Annotated in this window: 16 protein-coding genes; 6 read left to right on the forward strand and 10 right to left on the reverse strand. The window is 61.0% G+C overall.

What is annotated here, in order from left to right; genetic code table 11:
* Positions 1-77: 77 nt before the first annotated feature.
* Positions 78-1,163 (forward strand): S-(hydroxymethyl)mycothiol dehydrogenase, encoded by a 1,086-nt coding sequence (locus ABI796_RS10835; RefSeq protein WP_141286539.1) that lies wholly within the window; start codon positions 78-80, stop codon positions 1,161-1,163.
* Positions 1,160-1,798, forward strand: coding sequence for an MBL fold metallo-hydrolase (locus ABI796_RS10840; protein ID WP_141286541.1), 639 nt, complete (start codon positions 1,160-1,162; stop codon positions 1,796-1,798). The genes ABI796_RS10835 and ABI796_RS10840 overlap by 4 nt, the downstream gene beginning before the upstream one ends.
* 42 nt (positions 1,799-1,840) lie before the next feature.
* On the opposite strand, the gene ABI796_RS10845 is transcribed toward ABI796_RS10840, so the two are convergent.
* From ABI796_RS10845 to ABI796_RS10855, 3 genes are read right to left on the reverse strand one after another with little or no spacing between them, the layout of a single operon-like run.
* Positions 1,841-2,590 (reverse strand): lipoyl protein ligase domain-containing protein, encoded by a 750-nt coding sequence (locus ABI796_RS10845; RefSeq protein WP_141286543.1) that lies wholly within the window; start codon positions 2,588-2,590, stop codon positions 1,841-1,843.
* Complete coding sequence (locus ABI796_RS10850; protein ID WP_141286545.1) at positions 2,590-3,393, reverse strand: thioesterase family protein; 804 nt, start codon at positions 3,391-3,393, stop codon at positions 2,590-2,592. Before ABI796_RS10850 ends, ABI796_RS10845 begins: the two co-directional genes overlap by 1 nt.
* Positions 3,394-3,424: 31 nt before the next feature.
* Positions 3,425-3,913 carry a DedA family protein gene (locus ABI796_RS10855; protein ID WP_141286547.1) on the reverse strand — a complete coding sequence of 163 codons (489 nt, stop codon included), beginning with the start codon at positions 3,911-3,913 and terminating at the stop codon, positions 3,425-3,427.
* Between the two features lie 80 nt (positions 3,914-3,993).
* On the opposite strand from ABI796_RS10855, the gene ABI796_RS10860 reads away from it, so the two are divergent.
* Complete coding sequence (locus ABI796_RS10860) at positions 3,994-4,971, forward strand: hypothetical protein (RefSeq protein WP_141286549.1); 978 nt, start codon at positions 3,994-3,996, stop codon at positions 4,969-4,971.
* Here the strand turns inward: ABI796_RS10860 and ABI796_RS10865 are convergent.
* Both ABI796_RS10865 and ABI796_RS10870 read right to left on the reverse strand, forming a co-directional pair.
* Positions 4,968-6,470, reverse strand: a complete 1,503-nt coding sequence (locus tag ABI796_RS10865) for an FAD-dependent oxidoreductase (RefSeq protein WP_141286551.1) — start codon at positions 6,468-6,470, stop codon at positions 4,968-4,970. The two genes, ABI796_RS10860 and ABI796_RS10865, sit on opposite strands and share 4 nt — an antisense overlap.
* Before the next feature lie 67 nt (positions 6,471-6,537).
* The gene (locus ABI796_RS10870; RefSeq protein WP_141286553.1) at positions 6,538-7,029 is read right to left on the reverse strand and encodes a DNA alkylation repair protein; all 492 of its coding nucleotides are present in this window, start codon (positions 7,027-7,029) and stop codon (positions 6,538-6,540) included.
* A 60-nt stretch (positions 7,030-7,089) separates the two neighbouring features.
* Between ABI796_RS10870 and ABI796_RS10875 the strand changes: the two genes are divergently transcribed.
* On the forward strand, positions 7,090-8,178 hold the full coding sequence (locus tag ABI796_RS10875) for a YhcG family protein (protein ID WP_141286555.1): 1,089 nt from the start codon (positions 7,090-7,092) through the stop codon (positions 8,176-8,178).
* Positions 8,179-8,197: 19 nt separating this feature from the next.
* Here the strand turns inward: ABI796_RS10875 and ABI796_RS10880 are convergent, their stop codons facing one another.
* On the reverse strand, positions 8,198-9,190 hold the full coding sequence (locus ABI796_RS10880; protein ID WP_141286557.1) for a dienelactone hydrolase family protein: 993 nt from the start codon (positions 9,188-9,190) through the stop codon (positions 8,198-8,200).
* 125 nt (positions 9,191-9,315) lie between these two features.
* On the opposite strand from ABI796_RS10880, the gene ABI796_RS10885 reads away from it, so the two are divergent.
* On the forward strand, positions 9,316-10,791 hold the full coding sequence (locus tag ABI796_RS10885) for an HNH endonuclease (protein ID WP_373091242.1): 1,476 nt from the start codon (positions 9,316-9,318) through the stop codon (positions 10,789-10,791).
* 80 nt (positions 10,792-10,871) lie between these two features.
* On the opposite strand, the gene nrdF is transcribed toward ABI796_RS10885, so the two are convergent.
* The 4 genes from nrdF to nrdH form a co-directional block, all read right to left on the reverse strand.
* The gene (gene nrdF, locus ABI796_RS10890; protein ID WP_011775019.1) at positions 10,872-11,846 is read right to left on the reverse strand and encodes a class 1b ribonucleoside-diphosphate reductase subunit beta; all 975 of its coding nucleotides are present in this window, start codon (positions 11,844-11,846) and stop codon (positions 10,872-10,874) included.
* Between the two features lie 122 nt (positions 11,847-11,968).
* Positions 11,969-14,110 (reverse strand): class 1b ribonucleoside-diphosphate reductase subunit alpha, encoded by a 2,142-nt coding sequence (nrdE, locus tag ABI796_RS10895; protein WP_281283987.1) that lies wholly within the window; start codon positions 14,108-14,110, stop codon positions 11,969-11,971.
* 11 nt (positions 14,111-14,121) lie between these two features.
* Positions 14,122-14,592: a class Ib ribonucleoside-diphosphate reductase assembly flavoprotein NrdI gene (gene nrdI, locus ABI796_RS10900; protein WP_141285160.1), complete on the reverse strand. Its 471-nt coding sequence runs from the start codon at positions 14,590-14,592 to the stop codon at positions 14,122-14,124.
* Between the two features lie 62 nt (positions 14,593-14,654).
* A complete protein-coding gene (gene nrdH / locus ABI796_RS10905; protein WP_011775022.1) occupies positions 14,655-14,897 on the reverse strand; it encodes a glutaredoxin-like protein NrdH in 243 nt (80 codons plus the stop codon).
* A gap of 396 nt (positions 14,898-15,293) precedes the next feature.
* Here nrdH and ABI796_RS10910 point away from each other — a divergent pair, with 396 nt between their 5' ends.
* Positions 15,294-16,259, forward strand: coding sequence for a LysR family transcriptional regulator (locus tag ABI796_RS10910; RefSeq protein WP_141285158.1), 966 nt, complete (start codon positions 15,294-15,296; stop codon positions 16,257-16,259).
* The last annotated feature ends 26 nt before the right edge of the window (positions 16,260-16,285 follow it).

The raw sequence follows: 16,285 nt of genomic DNA on the forward strand, positions 1-16,285 counted from the left end.
GAGTGTGATTCCGTAGCGGGCCCTTTTGGTATTTCCAGGACCCGCTCCTCCTCAGAGCCCGAAGGGAACATCACTTCATGGTCCACGCAGTAAAAGGCGTCGTCGTCCGCTCCAAAGGCGCCCCCGCAACCCTTGAAACCATCCTGGTTCCCGAGCCCGGCCCCGGCGAAGCACTGGTGGACATCCTCACCAGCGGCGTCTGCCACACAGACCTCCACTACAAACTCGGTGGCATCAGCGACGACTTCCCGTTCCTCCTCGGCCACGAAGCCACCGGCGTCGTCAGCGCAGTCGGCCCGGACGTCACCGATGTAGCACCCGGCGATCGCGTAGTCCTCAACTGGCGCGCAGTCTGCGGCAACTGCCGGGCCTGCAACCGCGGCCAAGCCCAGTACTGCTTCAACACCCACAACGCCACCCAAAAAATGACACTCGAAGACGGCACTGAACTCTCGCCAGCCCTGGGCATCGGCGCCTTCATCGAAAAGACGCTCGTGGCCGCAGGCCAATGCACCAAAGTAGACCCCGACGCCGACCCCGCCGCAGTGGGGCTCCTCGGCTGCGGCGTCATGGCAGGTCTGGGTGCAGCCATCAACACCGGCAACGTCAAACGAGGCGACTCCGTGGCAGTGATCGGCTGCGGCGGCGTGGGCGTAGCAGCCATCGCCGGAGCCGCGCTCGCAGGCGCCACCACCATCATCGCCGTGGACATCGATGCAAAAAAGCTCAAGCGCGCCAAGGACCTCGGCGCAACCCACACCGTGGACTCCTCCACTGGGGACCCCATTGAAGAAATCAGGGCCCTCACAGGTGGCTTCGGCGCAGACGTGGTGATTGACGCCGTCGGACGTCCCGAAACCTACAAGCAGGCGTTCTACGCACGCGACCTCGCAGGCACCGTTGTCCTGGTTGGCGTCCCCACACCGGAGATGACCTTGGAACTGCCCCTGCTGGATGTCTTCGGCCGAGGCGGATCACTCAAGTCGTCCTGGTACGGCGACTGCCTGCCGTCACGGGACTTCCCCATGCTGGTGGACCTGTACAAGCAAGGAAAGCTGGACCTGGACGCCTTCGTCACCGAGCGCATCACCATCGACCAAGTGGAAGAAGCGTTCGACAAAATGCATGAAGGCGCCGTCCTCCGATCGGTGGTTGAGCTGTGAGCGCCGGCAACGTCAGGATCGATCACGTAGTCACGTCCGGTACTTTCTCGCTGGACGGAGGAACGTGGGACGTGGACAACAACGTCTGGATCATCGGCGACGATTCCGAGTGCGTCGTCATTGACCCCGCCCACAACCCCGAAAAAATCCGCGAGGCCGTAGCTGACCGCACTGTCAAAGCCATCCTGCTGACCCACGGCCATGACGACCACATCAGCTCCGCCGGCGCTTTCCGGGACCTGGTCAACGCACCCATTCACCTGCACCAAGAGGACTGGATGCTGTGGAAGACGGTATTCCCCCACGCTGACCCGGACGCCGCGATTGCGGACGGTGACGAGTTCACTGTTGCCGGCGCGACGCTGAAGGCGATCCACACTCCCGGACACTCTCCGGGATCTGTATCCCTGCACCTGGCCAGCAAAGATACTCTCTTCAGCGGAGACACACTCTTCCAAGGCGGACCCGGGGCTACGGGACGCTCCTACAGCGACTTCCCCACCATCATCGAGTCCATCAGGACCAAGCTCCTCTCATTGCCCGAGGAAACCGTGGTCCGCACCGGACACGGTGATTCAACCACCATCGGCGATGAAAAACCGCACTTGGACGAATGGATCGCCCGCGGACACTGACACAACCCGCGTCCCCTTCAGCAGCCTGGTGCGGTAAGTCCCTTAACCCACCAGGCTGCTGAAGTCGCCGTCCACAATGTCGGCATACCCGCGGTACGCCTCAATAACGGCCTCTTCCACGGACTGAACATCCAGGTGCGGCAGCAAATCATTGGCAGCCCCCGCCGTCGCAGTGTCCCATTCCAGGCCAAGCGCGGCATAGGAGGCTGTAAGAACCTCCCGGATGGGCGTGGAGTCTTCCACCACGATCACAGAACTGAAGAGCCATCCACCCGAGACGACGCGCTGGGCCGTGCCGATCAGCTTGATGCGGTGCGCCGGGAAGTCAGGGTCCTCACCGTGGACACTGAATTCGCCAGGGCAGTACTCCCCAGGAATTTCACCGACGGCGGCGTGGACGCCAACACTCCGAAGCGCACCGGCCAGCAAATCGCCAAACTCCGAGAAACGTGCCTTGGCACGAACAATTGCGTCCGGGTGCGGCTCGATGTGATCAATCACCAGCGTTCCCTGGTGGTATGCAGCGGCGCGGCCTCCTGCTTTGCGAATAAGGGGTTCGAACCCGAGTTCCCGGCAGGCCTCCTCCGCAGCGTGAAACCCCGGAAGGTTTGCATCGCGCTGACCAAACGCCACAGTAGGTTGCGGCCGGTAGAGGCGAAGAGACGGGCCGAGCCTGCCGCTGCGGGCACGCTGGAGCAGTTCCAAAGCGAAGTCGAGGTCACCGGCGGCACCCATGGACTCTTTTTGGCGATAAACAGTGAGCTGACGGTGCCCCGCACCGGGTTGGCCCATCAACTCTTCCTCACAGTCAGGATCTGCTCGGCCCGCCCAAAAGGCCCGTTTACATCGTGGAGGACCGTGGATGTCAGGCCGATCCCATCAGCTCCGAAAGAGACCTTATTGTCCAGGCCCAACCACTCACCCGAGGGCGCACGATACATGTGGATCTGGAGATCGACGTTGGGAAAAATGTAGCTGTTCTCCCCCGGAGGAACACGCGCAGCAATGCCATTGGCGGTATCCACCAAGCCCATCAGGCGGGCCAGATCAGAACTGTCCCGGTGATCAGTGAGCGGGTGGGACGTCCGGATCCATACTTTGCCCGACCCCGGACGGTGCCCTTCGGCTATCCGCATTTCCAGAGAACGGATGTAACCCCCCGGCCACACGCTCGCCCCATCCCAGGGCTTGCATTCATCAGGAGCCGGCATGGGCTCATCCTCCACTGCTGCCACAGCACTGGTGTCGCTGGTAATCATGCGCCAGGCAGCGGCGCGAATAGCCACACGTCCCCCTGCCGATAGTTCTGCCTGGAGGAGTTCAATGGTCCTGCCCGGCCTCAGCGTCGAAGTAGTGATCTGGAACTCACCACCGGGAATAAGCCCAAGGATCTCGTAGCTGATGCGAGCTATCCGGACATCATCCCGCGGCTCATGCCGAACCAGAGCATCTGCGATGATGCCCGACGCGGGAGCCATATGTTGTTCGTGCGGATTCCACGCACCTTGAGCGTGAAGGGTGGACCTGAAACGTCCCCCGCCCAGTGATTCGTAGTAGAAGTCGCCGTCCGCCAGTTCCGGTAATGCAGTAGTCAACCCAGGCCTTTCGCCGATCCAGCTGTAGAACTCAGACCACTGTATCCGGTGACTTGGCTCTGGCCCGACGCCGACGGAAGACGACAACCCAGAGAACAATCCCCGCCAAAGCCGCTACACCCACGGCAGCCCCAACGGGTGAGGCAGCGGTTACGGCCAGCCAAGCCTCCAAGGCTGCAAGACCGATCGTCGCGTAGAGCAGTGCCCACATCAGCGAACCCGCCACGGCCGCGGGCAGGTATCGCCGAAGCGGCATGCGCGCGGCACCGGCGGCGAGGTTAATGGCCGTTTGGAGGCCAATGGTCAGAAATGACAGCACGACGGCGTACGGACCCCAACGCTGTATCAGCGCCTGGGCCCGGGCTGCTTTGGGCCGCTCCAGCGAATTTCCGAAGCGGGTGTGGGCGAGTCCGGCTACAGCTCCACGCCCGATCCAGTAAGTGACGTTGACGCGGATCATCACAATAGCGAAGAGCGCCGCGAGTGCGACGCCGAACGGCAAACTCATGATCTGATCCACCCGACTTAGGCTACCCTAAGCAGCATCACAATGAAGATTCGGTCCCACGGACTCTTTCCAGCAAACCCTAGGATGAGTCCATGGACCTTCGCGACGCCGCCAACGAGCTGTACGCCGTAACGCCTCGTGAGTTCACGGCAGAGCGCGCTGCTCTGGTCCGCAAAGCGAAAGATGGCGGCAACAAGGACCTGGCCAAAGACGTGGCGGGCCTTCCAAAGCCAGCCGCCGGCGCCTGGGCCATCAACATGCTGGCCGTTCACAAACCCGAGGTGATTGACGGCGTCGTACGCTTTGGTGTTTCGCTGCGGAGCGCCCAGGAGGAAGGCGACGCGGAAGCGTTCCGGGAACTGGGACAGCAGCGCCAAAGCCAGCTTTCCTCGGCAGTCCATGCAGCCAAGGACCTCGCATCCGAGGTTGGCGCTCCGCTGAGCGCCGCCGCAGCCTCGGATGTGGAGCAGACGTTCAGGGCAGCAATGGCCGATGCCGGAGCGGCCGCTGCGGTACGAACGGGCAGGCTGGTGCGGGGGCTCAGCGGCAGCGGCTTCGAGGCGGTAGACCTGACAGGCGCAATCGCTGCTGCAGGTCCTGACGACGACGCCGGTCAACTCCCCACCGAGGGAATCACTGCCACGCGAACCTCCCGAAAGGAACCAGCACAGTCCGCCAAGACCACCAAAACTTCAGATGACAAGCCGTCCAAAAAGAAGGCCCCCAAGGACGAAGCCACCTCCCTGGCAGATAGGCGTGCCGCTAAGCAACAAGCAGCCCTGGAAGAGGCCCGGAGGGAATTTGAGGCCGCCGACGAAGCTGCCAAAGAGGCAGAATCGGCAGCATCCCAGGCGTGGGAGACCGTCAATGAGTTGGCTGATCGCCGAACAAACCTCAAATCAGAGATAGAAGAACTCAAGAAGCGTCTGGCTTCCCTTGAAGCCGAACTGATCGGCATCACCCGTGATGCTGAGTCTGCGGAGGCGGATAAGAAGCGAGCCGTCAGGGCCGCAACCCAACAACGGCGGGCCGCCGACCAGGCCCAGCGGCGCGTCGACCGGCTGGGTTAGTCCTTCTCCTTCCCCGGCGACTCCTGCAAAGGACGCGTCGCGGGGCCCTCAAGGTACCTGCCCTCGGGGCTGAAGCGCGAACCGTGCAAGGGGCAATCCCACGACTTTTCGGTGTCATTCCAGCTCACGATCCCGCCAAGATGCGAGCAGCTGGCCGAAACCATGCAAACGGTACCGTCCACGGTGGACACCGCCGCCGGCTCACCCTTGTACAGGCCCACCACACCGGTTCCCTCTGCCGGTCGGGTTTGATCCGTAATTTCGGGGTTGGCCTTGATCCGGGCCCTATCTTCCACCATGCGCTTGGTGGTGCCCGCATTGAGGCGTACAGCCTGGAGTGCGCCTTGGGGCGAAGTGACCCGATGATGGATGACGCTCGCCCAATCTGACTGGCCGCCCAGGATGTCCGAGGTGATGGACAGAGCCGCTGCCACACCGTTGCTCATCCCCCATTTGTTGTAACCGGTGCCAAAGAAGATCCGTCCGTGGCCGCGGGGAAGCTTGCCGAAGAACGGCATCAGGTTGGTGGCCCGGTAGTCCTGGGCAGACCAGGTGTGGGTGACCTCTGCCCCCGGGTAGTGCTTGGTTGCCCATCCGAGGAGCTCATTCACATGAGACTGCGGCGACTTCGCGCGCCCCGCCGTGTGGCCGTATCCGCCTACCAGGAGAAGTTCCCCCTCGGCTGTTGGTTGGGTCCGCTGGGAACGCGTGGGGGAATCGATGGAGAGATACATGCCCCGCGGAATATCGCCCGGTACCCTCAACGCCGCTGCATAGGATCGGTTGGGCTCAAGCTTGGCGAAGTACAGTCCGCGGTCCAGGATGGGGATGCCCGTGGCGATCACCACAGTGTCCGCGGTAAACGTTCCCTTAGCTGTGGACACTTCCAGGGGTTGGGCGGAACCAACGTTCTGCACCTGCATGTCCTCAACAATCATGCCGCCGTGTTCCCGGATGTCCCTGGCGAGCGTTTCCAACACGTCCATGGGGTGAATTTGGGCCTGTCCTTCGAGTTCCAGAGCCTCCACCACCGGAAATGGCAGCCCGGGGTCACGGCTGAAGTGCACGTCCAAACCTGCGTCCCGCGACACCGCAGCTTCTTTGCGGAGCCGCTGGCCGCCGTCGTCGGTGGTGGCGAACGTGACAGCGGTCCGCCGCTGGAACGCGATCCCCTGCTGCTCCATGTACTGCGTCAGCCAGGCTTGTCCGGACTTGTTGGCCTCCACATAGGCCTGAACCACCTTCAGCGAGTACTGGCTCCGCAAGGCCGAGAGCACCCCGCCTTGCAGGAGGCTCAGCTTGCCGGTGGTGTTCCCTGTGGTCACTGCCCCGAGTGTCCGGGCTTCGAAGACCACCACCCGCTGACCGGACCTGGACAACAGCAGGGCGGCCACCATCCCGGTGAGGCCTGCACCAACCACTATGGTGTCAAAGTGCTTTTCTTCAGGGATTGAGTCCGACGTGAAGCGGGATTCCCGGTCCAACCACAGCGATTTCATCGACAAGCCTGCCTCTCAATTCACTGGCATGTGGTGAGGGAAACGCTAGGCGGCCCGGTGGTGCATATCAAGGGGTAGCAGCCTCCGATGCCAGAGCCGCGGCGTGCCGTAGTTCCGGGTCCGGATCAGCGGCCCAGCGCTCAAGGACGCGTTCGGCACGTTCCTTCGCTATGCCCTCCAGCCGAGCCACCAACGGCTTCACGACGTCCCTCGCCAATGGATCCACCAGCTCCCGTGTCCCGGCTTGCCTGATGAAACCCTCAATACGGGTCAGGTCCGTGTTGACCAGGATCTTTACTTTCGTCTGCAGCAGAACCACCGCAGCGAGGCGGCGTTCGAAGACCGGCTCCGAGTAGAGCTCCGAACTCAGTGCCGTGATGTGGTCGTGGTCCAGGTGTTTGTACTTTTTCAAGGCATCCCGCACCGTTCCCCGGACAGCACCCACCGATGCTCCATAAACCTTCAAGCTGCCGCCCAGTCGCTCGCTGGCCTCTGCTGCTTTCTCCCAGGTGGACTCCATCTGCAGGGTGTAATCCACAAAATCTCCGGCTTCACTCACGTGTCTATTTTGTCAGTGCCCCCATCTAGCGTGATGACAACAGCAACCGACAGGAGCACCATGACCTCCCAAGAACTCGCCGCCGAGGCATCATTCCCGGGTGTGCCGGCCGCTTCGTCCATGCCCGAGTGGTACCCCACCCTTCTCCATACAGTGGCAAAGGAGGTCAGGGCAGGGCGGACTCGGGCCATGGCTGCCGCCAACAGTGAGCTGCTGAATTCCTACTGGAGCATTGGCCGGCAGCTTGCGGCGCGGGAATCCGAGCAAGGCTGGGGAGCCAAAGTGGTTACGCGCCTGTCAGCGGATATCCGCACCCGCTTCCCCGAGGCGAAGGGCTTCTCCCCCAGGAACCTTCGGTATATGAAGAGCTTCGCCCAAGCCTGGCCGGACTTCCCAATGTTGCAAGAGCCGCTTGCAACATTGCCTTGGTACCACCAGATCGCGCTCATGGAAAAGCTCGACGACGCCGCCACGCGCCTTTGGTACGCCGCGGCGGCTGCCCAGCACGGATGGTCACGCAACGTTCTGACCCACCAGATTTCCACTCGCTTGCACGAACGCTCCGGGCAGGCCATCACGAACTTTGCCAACACGATGGTTCCTGCGGACTCGGACCTTGCGCAGCAAGCCACCAAGGACCCGTACGTCTTCGACTTTTTATCCATGAGTGATCGGCACACCGAGCGGGACCTGGAGCTGCAATTGGTGAAGCACGTGGAGAAATTCCTGCTGGAGCTGGGCCAGGGTTTCGCGTTTGTTGGCGAGCAGGTGCGGTTGGAAATTGCCGGGGACGAGTTCTTCGCCGATCTGCTGTTCTATCACCTCAAACTGCGCTGCTACATGGTGATCGAACTCAAGGCCGTGAAATTCGAACCCGGTTTCCTGGGGCAGCTTGGCATGTACATGGCGGCCGTGGACGATCTTCTGGCGCATCCGGACGACAAACCAACCATCGGTTTGCTGCTGTGCAAGGAGAAGAACAGTGTGGTGGCTGAGTATGCACTGCGTGGGTTTAACGCACCTGTGGGCATCGCGGAGTGGAAGACCTCCCTCGCGGACTCCTTGCCGGACGAATTGGTGGCGAGCCTGCCGAGCATCGAGACTTTGGAAGCGGAGTTGGCATCCGAAGCTGCGCGCTTGCAGGGTTGAGTCACGGAAAAGTGGCGGCCTAGACGTTGTCCCTGAACCACGCCAGGGTGTCATTCCACGCGGCCGTAGCCTGAGCCTCCACGTAACGCTCGCTGGTGTCGTTGTGGAATGCGTGGTCAACCCCGGGGTACACCTTGAGTTGGTGTTTAACCGTTGACGCGTCCAAGGCCTGTTGGAGTTGGGGCATCGCGCCGGTGATACGTGCGTCGTTCTCTGCATAGACACCCATCACGGCCGGCTTGATGGTGGGGACTTTGGCCAGGTCCGGCGCGGGACCGTAGAAGGCCGATGTTGCTTTGAGGCCTTGAAACTCAGTACTTGATTGCCAGGTGATGCCTCCTCCGAAGCAGAATCCCACCATCCCGATCCGGCCTTCCTCGACGAAGCCCTGGCCGTTGAGGTACTCGAAAGCGGCTTTGAAGTCGTTGACGTGCCGTTGTGCGCCTGCCTGCGTGAGTGCACCCGGGACGGCATCCGGATCCAAATTCGCCGTGCCGCCCTCCCTGCTCAGGAGGTCCAGCGCCAATGCTGCATAGCCTTCCCTGGCGAATCTGCGGGCAACGTCCTGGATGTGCGGCGTCAGCCCGCGGTTTTCATGGCAGATCAGTACAGCAGGGCCCCTCTGGCTTCCCTCAGGCCGGGCAAGGTACCCGCTGATCTCTGTCCCACCGGAGTCAAACTTCACTGTGGCCGTGGTCAGTCCGGCTGCGCCTTCTGGAACGGACAAGGGGCTCTTGGCATTGGGAACCGCAGTTGTGGCATTCCCAGGTGACGCGGCAGTTCCCTGCAAGGACGCGGAGGACGTGGGCGACGGTCTGGGCATCGGGTCCGTGGTTCGGGGAACCTCTTGCGGCGTACAGCCCACCAACGTCATGGCCGCCGCAGCCGCCGTCATGCTGCCCATGATGAAGGCCACCCGCCTGGTGAAGGTCCTGTGCGACATCTCCCCCGACCGGTAGTCATCGTAGAACTCTTCAATCAAGTACTTCTCGAACTTCTCCAACTGAACCATGGCGAACCTCCCGACGATGTGGAATATCCTCCCCTGCTGTGAAGACGCGGACAAGGGTTGAGCGGTTCAGTCAACGTCTTGGTCGAGCCGCTTATATTGTCAGTGCGCCCTGCCAGAGTAGTGACATGAAGCAGATTCGGGAGGGGCAAGCGCAGACAGCGGCGTCGGCTGCACCTGTACTTTCCAATCCCCGAGGACCATCACAGCTGCGCACCATGCCGACAGGCACCGTCAGCGGCGACTTGGTTGAGCAGTTGCGGGTGTTGGAGGAGATGAAGTCGGCTATTACTGCGTTGCAGGCGCGGGTTGCTGTGGCTTTTGATCTTGCCCAGCGCGCTGAGCAAGCCGAGGCCGGCGTTCCCGTGTCGGAGCGTGGCCTGGGGGTGGGTGCGCAGGTGGCGTTGGCGCGTCGGGAATCCCCGAATCGTGGGTCGCGGTTGCTTGGTTTGGCGAAGGCTTTGGTGGTGGAGATGCCGCGGACTATGGCGGCGTTGCAGGCCGGGAAGTTGAATGAGTGGCGTGCCACGCTGCTGGTGAAGGAGACCGCGTGCCTCAGTGTTGAGGACCGGGCTGCGGTTGATGAAGAACTTGCCGCGGATATGGGGACTTTTGATGGGAAGGGTGACAAGGCGATTGTCGCGGCGGTGAAGGCTGCAGCGTATCGTCGTGATCCGCGGTCGGTGGCGGGGCGTGCTGCCCGTGCGGCGTCTGAGCGGATGGTCAGTTTGCGTCCCGCGCCGGACACCATGACGTACTTGATGGCGCTGTTGCCGGTGGCCCAGGGTGTGGCGGTCTATAAAGCACTGACCCGGGCTGCTGATTCGGCCCGTTCCAGCGGGGACGCTGGTTCGGGTGGTCCTTCCGGTTCAGGTAGTGCTTCCGGTTCAGGTAGTGCTGTCCCGACCCGCGGCCAGGTCATGGCCGACACCCTCGTCGAACGCATCACCGGGACCCCGGGCGGGTTTTCGGGAATCAACCTGGATCTTGTCATGACGGACCGGACCCTGTTCCAGGGCGATAGTGAACCGGCACGGCTCCAGGGGTACGGGATCGTCCCGGCCGAGTGGGGACGGGAACTCCTCGGACTGGGGCAAGCAGTGAACCCGGGACCGGCAGCGAATGCCGGACAAGCAACTGCGGGGCGGGCAAACGCCGGACAAGCTAACACCGGACAGGACCAGATGCAGGCAGTGTCTGGTCGGGAGTTTGATGTCTGGCTTCGTCGGCTGTACACGGCGCCGGGCACGGGAGATCTCCTCGGCACGGACTCGAAGGCCCGGCTTTTTACCGGCCGGCTCAGGCGATTGATCGAGACCCGGGACGACACTTGCCGCACCCCGTATTGCGACGCACCCATCCGGCACATCGACCATGTGGTTCCGTGGCATTCCGGCGGGAAAACGAACCCCGCGAACGGGGCAGGACTGTGCGAAGCCTGCAACCACACCAAAGAACACCCCGGGTGGGCGGTCACTACGCTCCATGGGAAATCACACGCGGGCGCTCACGGCGTGCACACCCTCGAAATCAGCACCCCCACCGGCCACACATACCAATCCAAAGCCCCACCCCTGCCAGGACACCACCCCATAAGAACCTAGACAGCCCGCCAGCAGAAAGTGGCCAGACACAAAAGGCGGACAGCGAATCCTCGCTGCCCGCCTTCAAAGGACGTGTCTTCCTAGAACTCCCAGTCCTCGTCCTCAGTGTTGACAGCCTTGCCAATCACGTAGGAAGAGCCCGAGCCGGAGAAGAAGTCGTGGTTCTCGTCCGCGTTCGGGGACAGTGCCGAGAGGATAGCCGGGTTCACGTCCGTGACGGATGCCGGGAACATGGCCTCGTAGCCGAGGTTCATGAGGGCCTTGTTGGCGTTGTAGTGCAGGAACTTCTTGACGTCCTCGGCCAGGCCGACTCCGTCGTAGAGGTCGTGCGTGTACTGGACTTCGTTTTCGTACAGCTCGAAGAGCAGCTCGAAGGTGTAGTCCTTGATTTCCTGCTTGCGGGCTTCGGAAACCTTCTCCAGGCCCTTCTGGAACTTGTAGCCGATGTAGTAGCCGTGCACGGCCTCATCACGGATGATGAGGCGGATGAGGTCGGCCGTGTTCGTAAGCTTGGCGCGTGATGACCAGTACATGGGCAGGTAGAAGCCCGAGTAGAACAGGAAGCTCTCCAGCAGCGTAGAGGCCACCTTGCGCTTCAGGGGATCGTCACCCTGGTAGTAGTCCATGACGATCTGAGCCTTCTTCTGCAGGTTCTCGTTCTCGAGGGACCAGCGGAAAGCGTCGTCAATCTCCTTGGTGGAGCACAGGGTGGAGAAGATGGACGAGTAGGACTTGGCGTGCACCGACTCCATGAAAGCGATGTTGGTGTACACGGCTTCTTCGTGCGGGGTGATCGCATCCGGGATCAGCGAGACAGCGCCGACTGTGCCCTGGATGGTGTCCAGCAAGGTGAGTCCGGTGAAAACGCGCATGGTGAGCTGCTGCTCATCAGGCGTCAGTGTGTGCCACGACTGGACGTCGTTGGACAGCGGCACCTTCTCAGGAAGCCAGAAGTTGTTGACGAGGCGGTTCCAGACTTCCACGTCCTTGTCGTCCTGGATCTTGTTCCAGTTGATGGCCTCGACGTGAGTCAGCAGCTTGACCTTTTCGGTCATTTCATCCCCTTTAAGCGATGGTTTTCTTGAGATAAGCCTACGACGGCGGGTGGTGACCCGCCGTCGTGCTTTTTAGTTTTGAGTACGACCAAGATCGCAATTAATCAACCAGTAATGGTTGATTACAGCATGCAGCTGACACAGCCTTCCACCTCAGTGCCCTCCAGCGCGAGCTGGCGGAGACGGATGTAGTAGAGGGTCTTGATGCCCTTGCGCCATGCGTAGATCTGCGCCTTGTTGATATCACGCGTGGTGGCGGTGTCCTTGAAGAACAACGTCAGGGACAGGCCCTGGTCCACGTGCTGCGTGGCAGCTGCGTAGGTATCGATGATCTTCTCGTAACCGATCTCGTAGGCATCCTGGTAGTACTCCAGGTTGTCGTTGGTCAGGTACGGAGCCGGGTAGTAGACGCGGCCGATCTTGCCTTCCTTGCGGATTTCGATCTTGGCGGCCACCGGGTGGATGGAGGACGTGGAATTGTTGATGTAGCTGATGGAACCGGTAGGCGGCACGGCCTGGAGGTTCTGGTTGTAGATGCCGTGCTCCATGACAGAAGCCTTCAGCTCGCGCCAGTCATCCTGGGTGGGGATGTGGTGGCCGGCGAAGAGCTCGCGGACGCGCTCCGTTGCCGGTACCCATTCCTGCTCGGTGTACTTGTCAAAGAACTCACCGGAGGCGTAGGTGGACTTCTCGAAGCCGCCGAACTTCTGACCGGTCTCGATGGCCAGGCGGTTTGAGGCACGCAGAGCGTGGAACAGCACCGTGTAGAAGTAGATGTTGGTGAAGTCCAGGCCCTCTTCGGAACCGTAGTGGACGTGCTCACGGGCAAGGTAGCCGTGGAGGTTCATCTGGCCGAGGCCAATTGCGTGGCTCTGGGCGTTGCCCTGGGCGATGGACGGCACCGAGTTGATGTAAGACATGTCCGAAACAGCGCTGAGGGCGCGGATGGAGGTCTCAATGGAGCGACCAAAGTCCGGCGAGTCCATGGTCTTGGCGATGTTCATCGAACCAAGGTTGCAGGAAATGTCCTTGCCCACGGTCTCGTAGCTCAGGTCCTCGGCGTAGATGGACGGGGAGGAAACCTGCAGGATCTCAGAGCACAGGTTGCTCATGGTGATCTTGCCGTCGATCGGGTTGGCCCGGTTCACGGTGTCCTCGAACATGATGTACGGGTAGCCGGACTCGAACTGGATTTCCGCGAGGGTCTGGAAGAACTCGCGGGCGCTGATCTTGGTCTTCTTGATCCGGGAATCGTCAACCATCTCGTAGTACTTCTCGGTCACCGAGATATCGGAGAACGGAACACCGTAGACCTTCTCCACGTCATACGGGGAGAAGAGGTACATGTCCTCATTCTTCTTGGCGAGTTCGAACGTGATGTCCGGAACCACTACGCCCAAGGAGAGCGTCTTGATGCGGATTTTCTCATCAGCGTTCTCACGCTTGGTGTCCAGGAAGCGGTGGATGTCCGGGTGGTGAGCGTGCAGGTAGACCGCACCTGCACCCTGACGGGCACCGAGCTGGTTTGCGTAGGAGAAGCTGTCTTCGAGGAGCTTCATCACGGGAATGACGCCGGAGGACTGGTTCTCGATCTGCTTGATGGGTGCGCCGTGCTCGCGGATGTTGGTGAGCGAGAGAGCTACACCGCCGCCGCGCTTGGAGAGCTGGAGCGCGGAGTTGATGGCGCGGGCGATCGACTCCATGTTGTCTTCGATGCGGAGCAGGAAGCAGGAGACCAGCTCGCCGCGCTGTGCCTTGCCGGCATTGAGGAACGTGGGAGTAGCAGGCTGGAAACGGCCGTCGATGATTTCGTCAACAAGGCGGTTGGCCAGGTCTTCGTCACCGCGTGCCAGGTGCAGGGCAACCATGCAGACGCGGTCTTCGTAGCGCTCCAGGAAACGCTTGCCGTCAAAAGTCTTCAGCGTGTAGGACGTGTAGAACTTGAAGGCGCCGAGGAAGGTCTCAAAGCGGAACTTCTTCTTGTACGCGCGGTTGAAGAGATCGCGGATGAAGTTCATCGTGTATTGGTCGAGGGTTTCGCGCTCGTAGTACTGGTTCTTCACCAAGTAGTCGAGCTTCTCTTCCAGGTCATGGAAGAAGACCGTGTTGTTGTTCACATGCTGCAGGAAGTACTGGTGTGCAGCCTCGCGGTCGGCTTCAAACTGGATCTCGCCGTTGGGGCCATACAAGTTCAGCATGGCGTTGAGCTCGTGATAACCCAAGCCCTTGAAAGCCTCGGGCAGCGGCTTCTTGACCGTGTCCACAGCGCCCCCGGTTACTTCTGTTTCTGCGACAGTTGTGTCCAAAACTTTTCCAGCCCTTCGTTGACCCGCTGAACGTCTTCCGGCGTTCCCATGAGTTCAAATTTGTAAAGATGCGGCACCTTGCACTTCACCGAGATGATGTCCCCGGCTGCGCAATAGTTGTCCGCGAAATTAGTGTTCCCTGCTCCGATAACACCGCGGATCAGTTCCCTGTTCCTGGGATCGTTGAGAAATCTGATGACCTGCTTCGGCACGGAGCCTTCGCCGTTTGTTCCGCCGTATGTGGGCAGTACAAGGACGAAGGGTTCAAGGGCCCTAAGCGGTGCGTCCTGGGCGTACAGCGGGATGCGTGCTGCATCCGTACCCAGTTTCTGGACGAATCGTTTGGTGTTCTCGGAGGTGGAGGAAAAGTAGATGAGGTGACTCCTCGTGGTCACAACTTCCGCAGCATTGCGTACGGATGCCGTTGCCAGCGGTGCCATGGGAGTCACCTCAACTACATAGGAATTTTTGGTGTGCTGTGGTGGCGAAGTTTGAATGAAACTTAGGCCACAGAGGAAACGGCCTGGGCCAGTTCCTCAATCTTGTCCGGGCGGAAACCAGACCAGTGGTCCTGCTCGGTTACGACAACCGGTGCCTGCATGTAGCCCAGTGCCTTGAGACGCTCAAGGGCCTCGGCATCCTGGGAGATGTCCACACTCTGGTAGGCAATGCCCTTCTTATCCAGCGCCCGGTAGGTTGCGTTGCACTGAACACAGGCCGGCTTCGTGTAAACCGTTACGGTCATGATCCCTGTCCCCTTAGTTGAAGTCTGTCGCTCTTCGTATCTGGCGGGCTCAACCGGAACTAATTACTGAATCCGATACCGGCCCGCGGGCTGCCGTGACAGCCAACACGCTCTGATTTTGTCTTGCGCTGGTTTCCCGCTCAATCCGTAAATCGATACTACATGTAGTGCAAGAGAAGAACTGGAACCCCAAGATGATGTATTACAAGTATGTCATTCAATCCACCGCTCGTCCACAGGCAAGGGCTCTCAAAATGTCCGTGATTCCGCCGAATTGAGAGATGTCATCCACACCCTGTGGACTACTTAGCCACATTTAATCTTCAGCGTGTCGCCCGGATACGGCGTGTCGTGACACTTTGAAAATGTGGCGTGGCGAACAGCTAAAATCGGCTGATGGTCAACCTTCTCCATCTCCGCACCTTGATGGAGGTCACCCGGCTGGGATCCTTCGCAGCCGCTGCCGCCCAACTCGGTTACACAGCATCGGCAGTCTCCCAACAGATGGCTGCGCTGGAACGCGATACCGGCGTCGAACTCTTCCAACGGTCCGCCCGCAGCGTTGTTCCTACCGAAGCCGCGGTGACCATGACCCGCCACGCTTCCAAGGTGCTTACCGACGTCGAGGCCCTCATGGCGGCAGCTTCGCGGACCAACGACACCCCCGCACAGGAACTGAGGTTGGGCATTTTTCCCAGCCTTGCCACTTATGTTCTGCCGGAGATCCTTCGGAATGAACGATGGAGTGGGCTGGGCATCGAGCTCAAAGTCTCTGTTGCCGAACCGGCGCAAACCATTCAGGGCCTGCGCAGCGGCGGCGAGCTGGATGTGGCGCTGGTCTATCAGGTGGGTCAATCCGGCTTGGCCTGGCCGCACTCCCTGGAACGCCAGTGGATCGGCGATGACGACTTCCGGGTGGTGCTGCCCGCATCATGGAAGATCCGGGAGGACGCCGAGATTGAAGCCGCCCACCTCTCGGACATGCCATGGATCATCCATCACCCCGGCACCAGCGATGCGTTGGTGATCGAACGCCTTTTCGCCAGCTGCAACCTTCACCCCCGCGTGGTGGCTTACAGCGACGACTTCCATGCGAGCTTGGAGATGACGGCCGCCGGGCTGGGGGCCTCGCTGGTACCGGAACTGGCTCTGCGGAACCGGCCGGCCGGCGTCGTGGTCCTTGACGTCCCGGACATCCGACTGGCGCGGAACGTGTTCGCCCTGCTCATCAATGAAAAGCGGACAGCGCAAGTGCAGTTGTTCACACAGCTTCTTGCGGACACCCTCAGGGACACGTCAGGAAAAAGCGGCCTTCACCCCCTGAAATCCGCTCCTGTCAAGGGCCGCAAGCTCCCGAGGTGAATTGCCGCGAAGTGCTGGAACCCGCC

Origin of the sequence: Paenarthrobacter aurescens (assembly GCF_041549525.1) — a bacterium.
Lineage (GTDB): Bacteria > Actinomycetota > Actinomycetes > Actinomycetales > Micrococcaceae > Arthrobacter > Arthrobacter aurescens.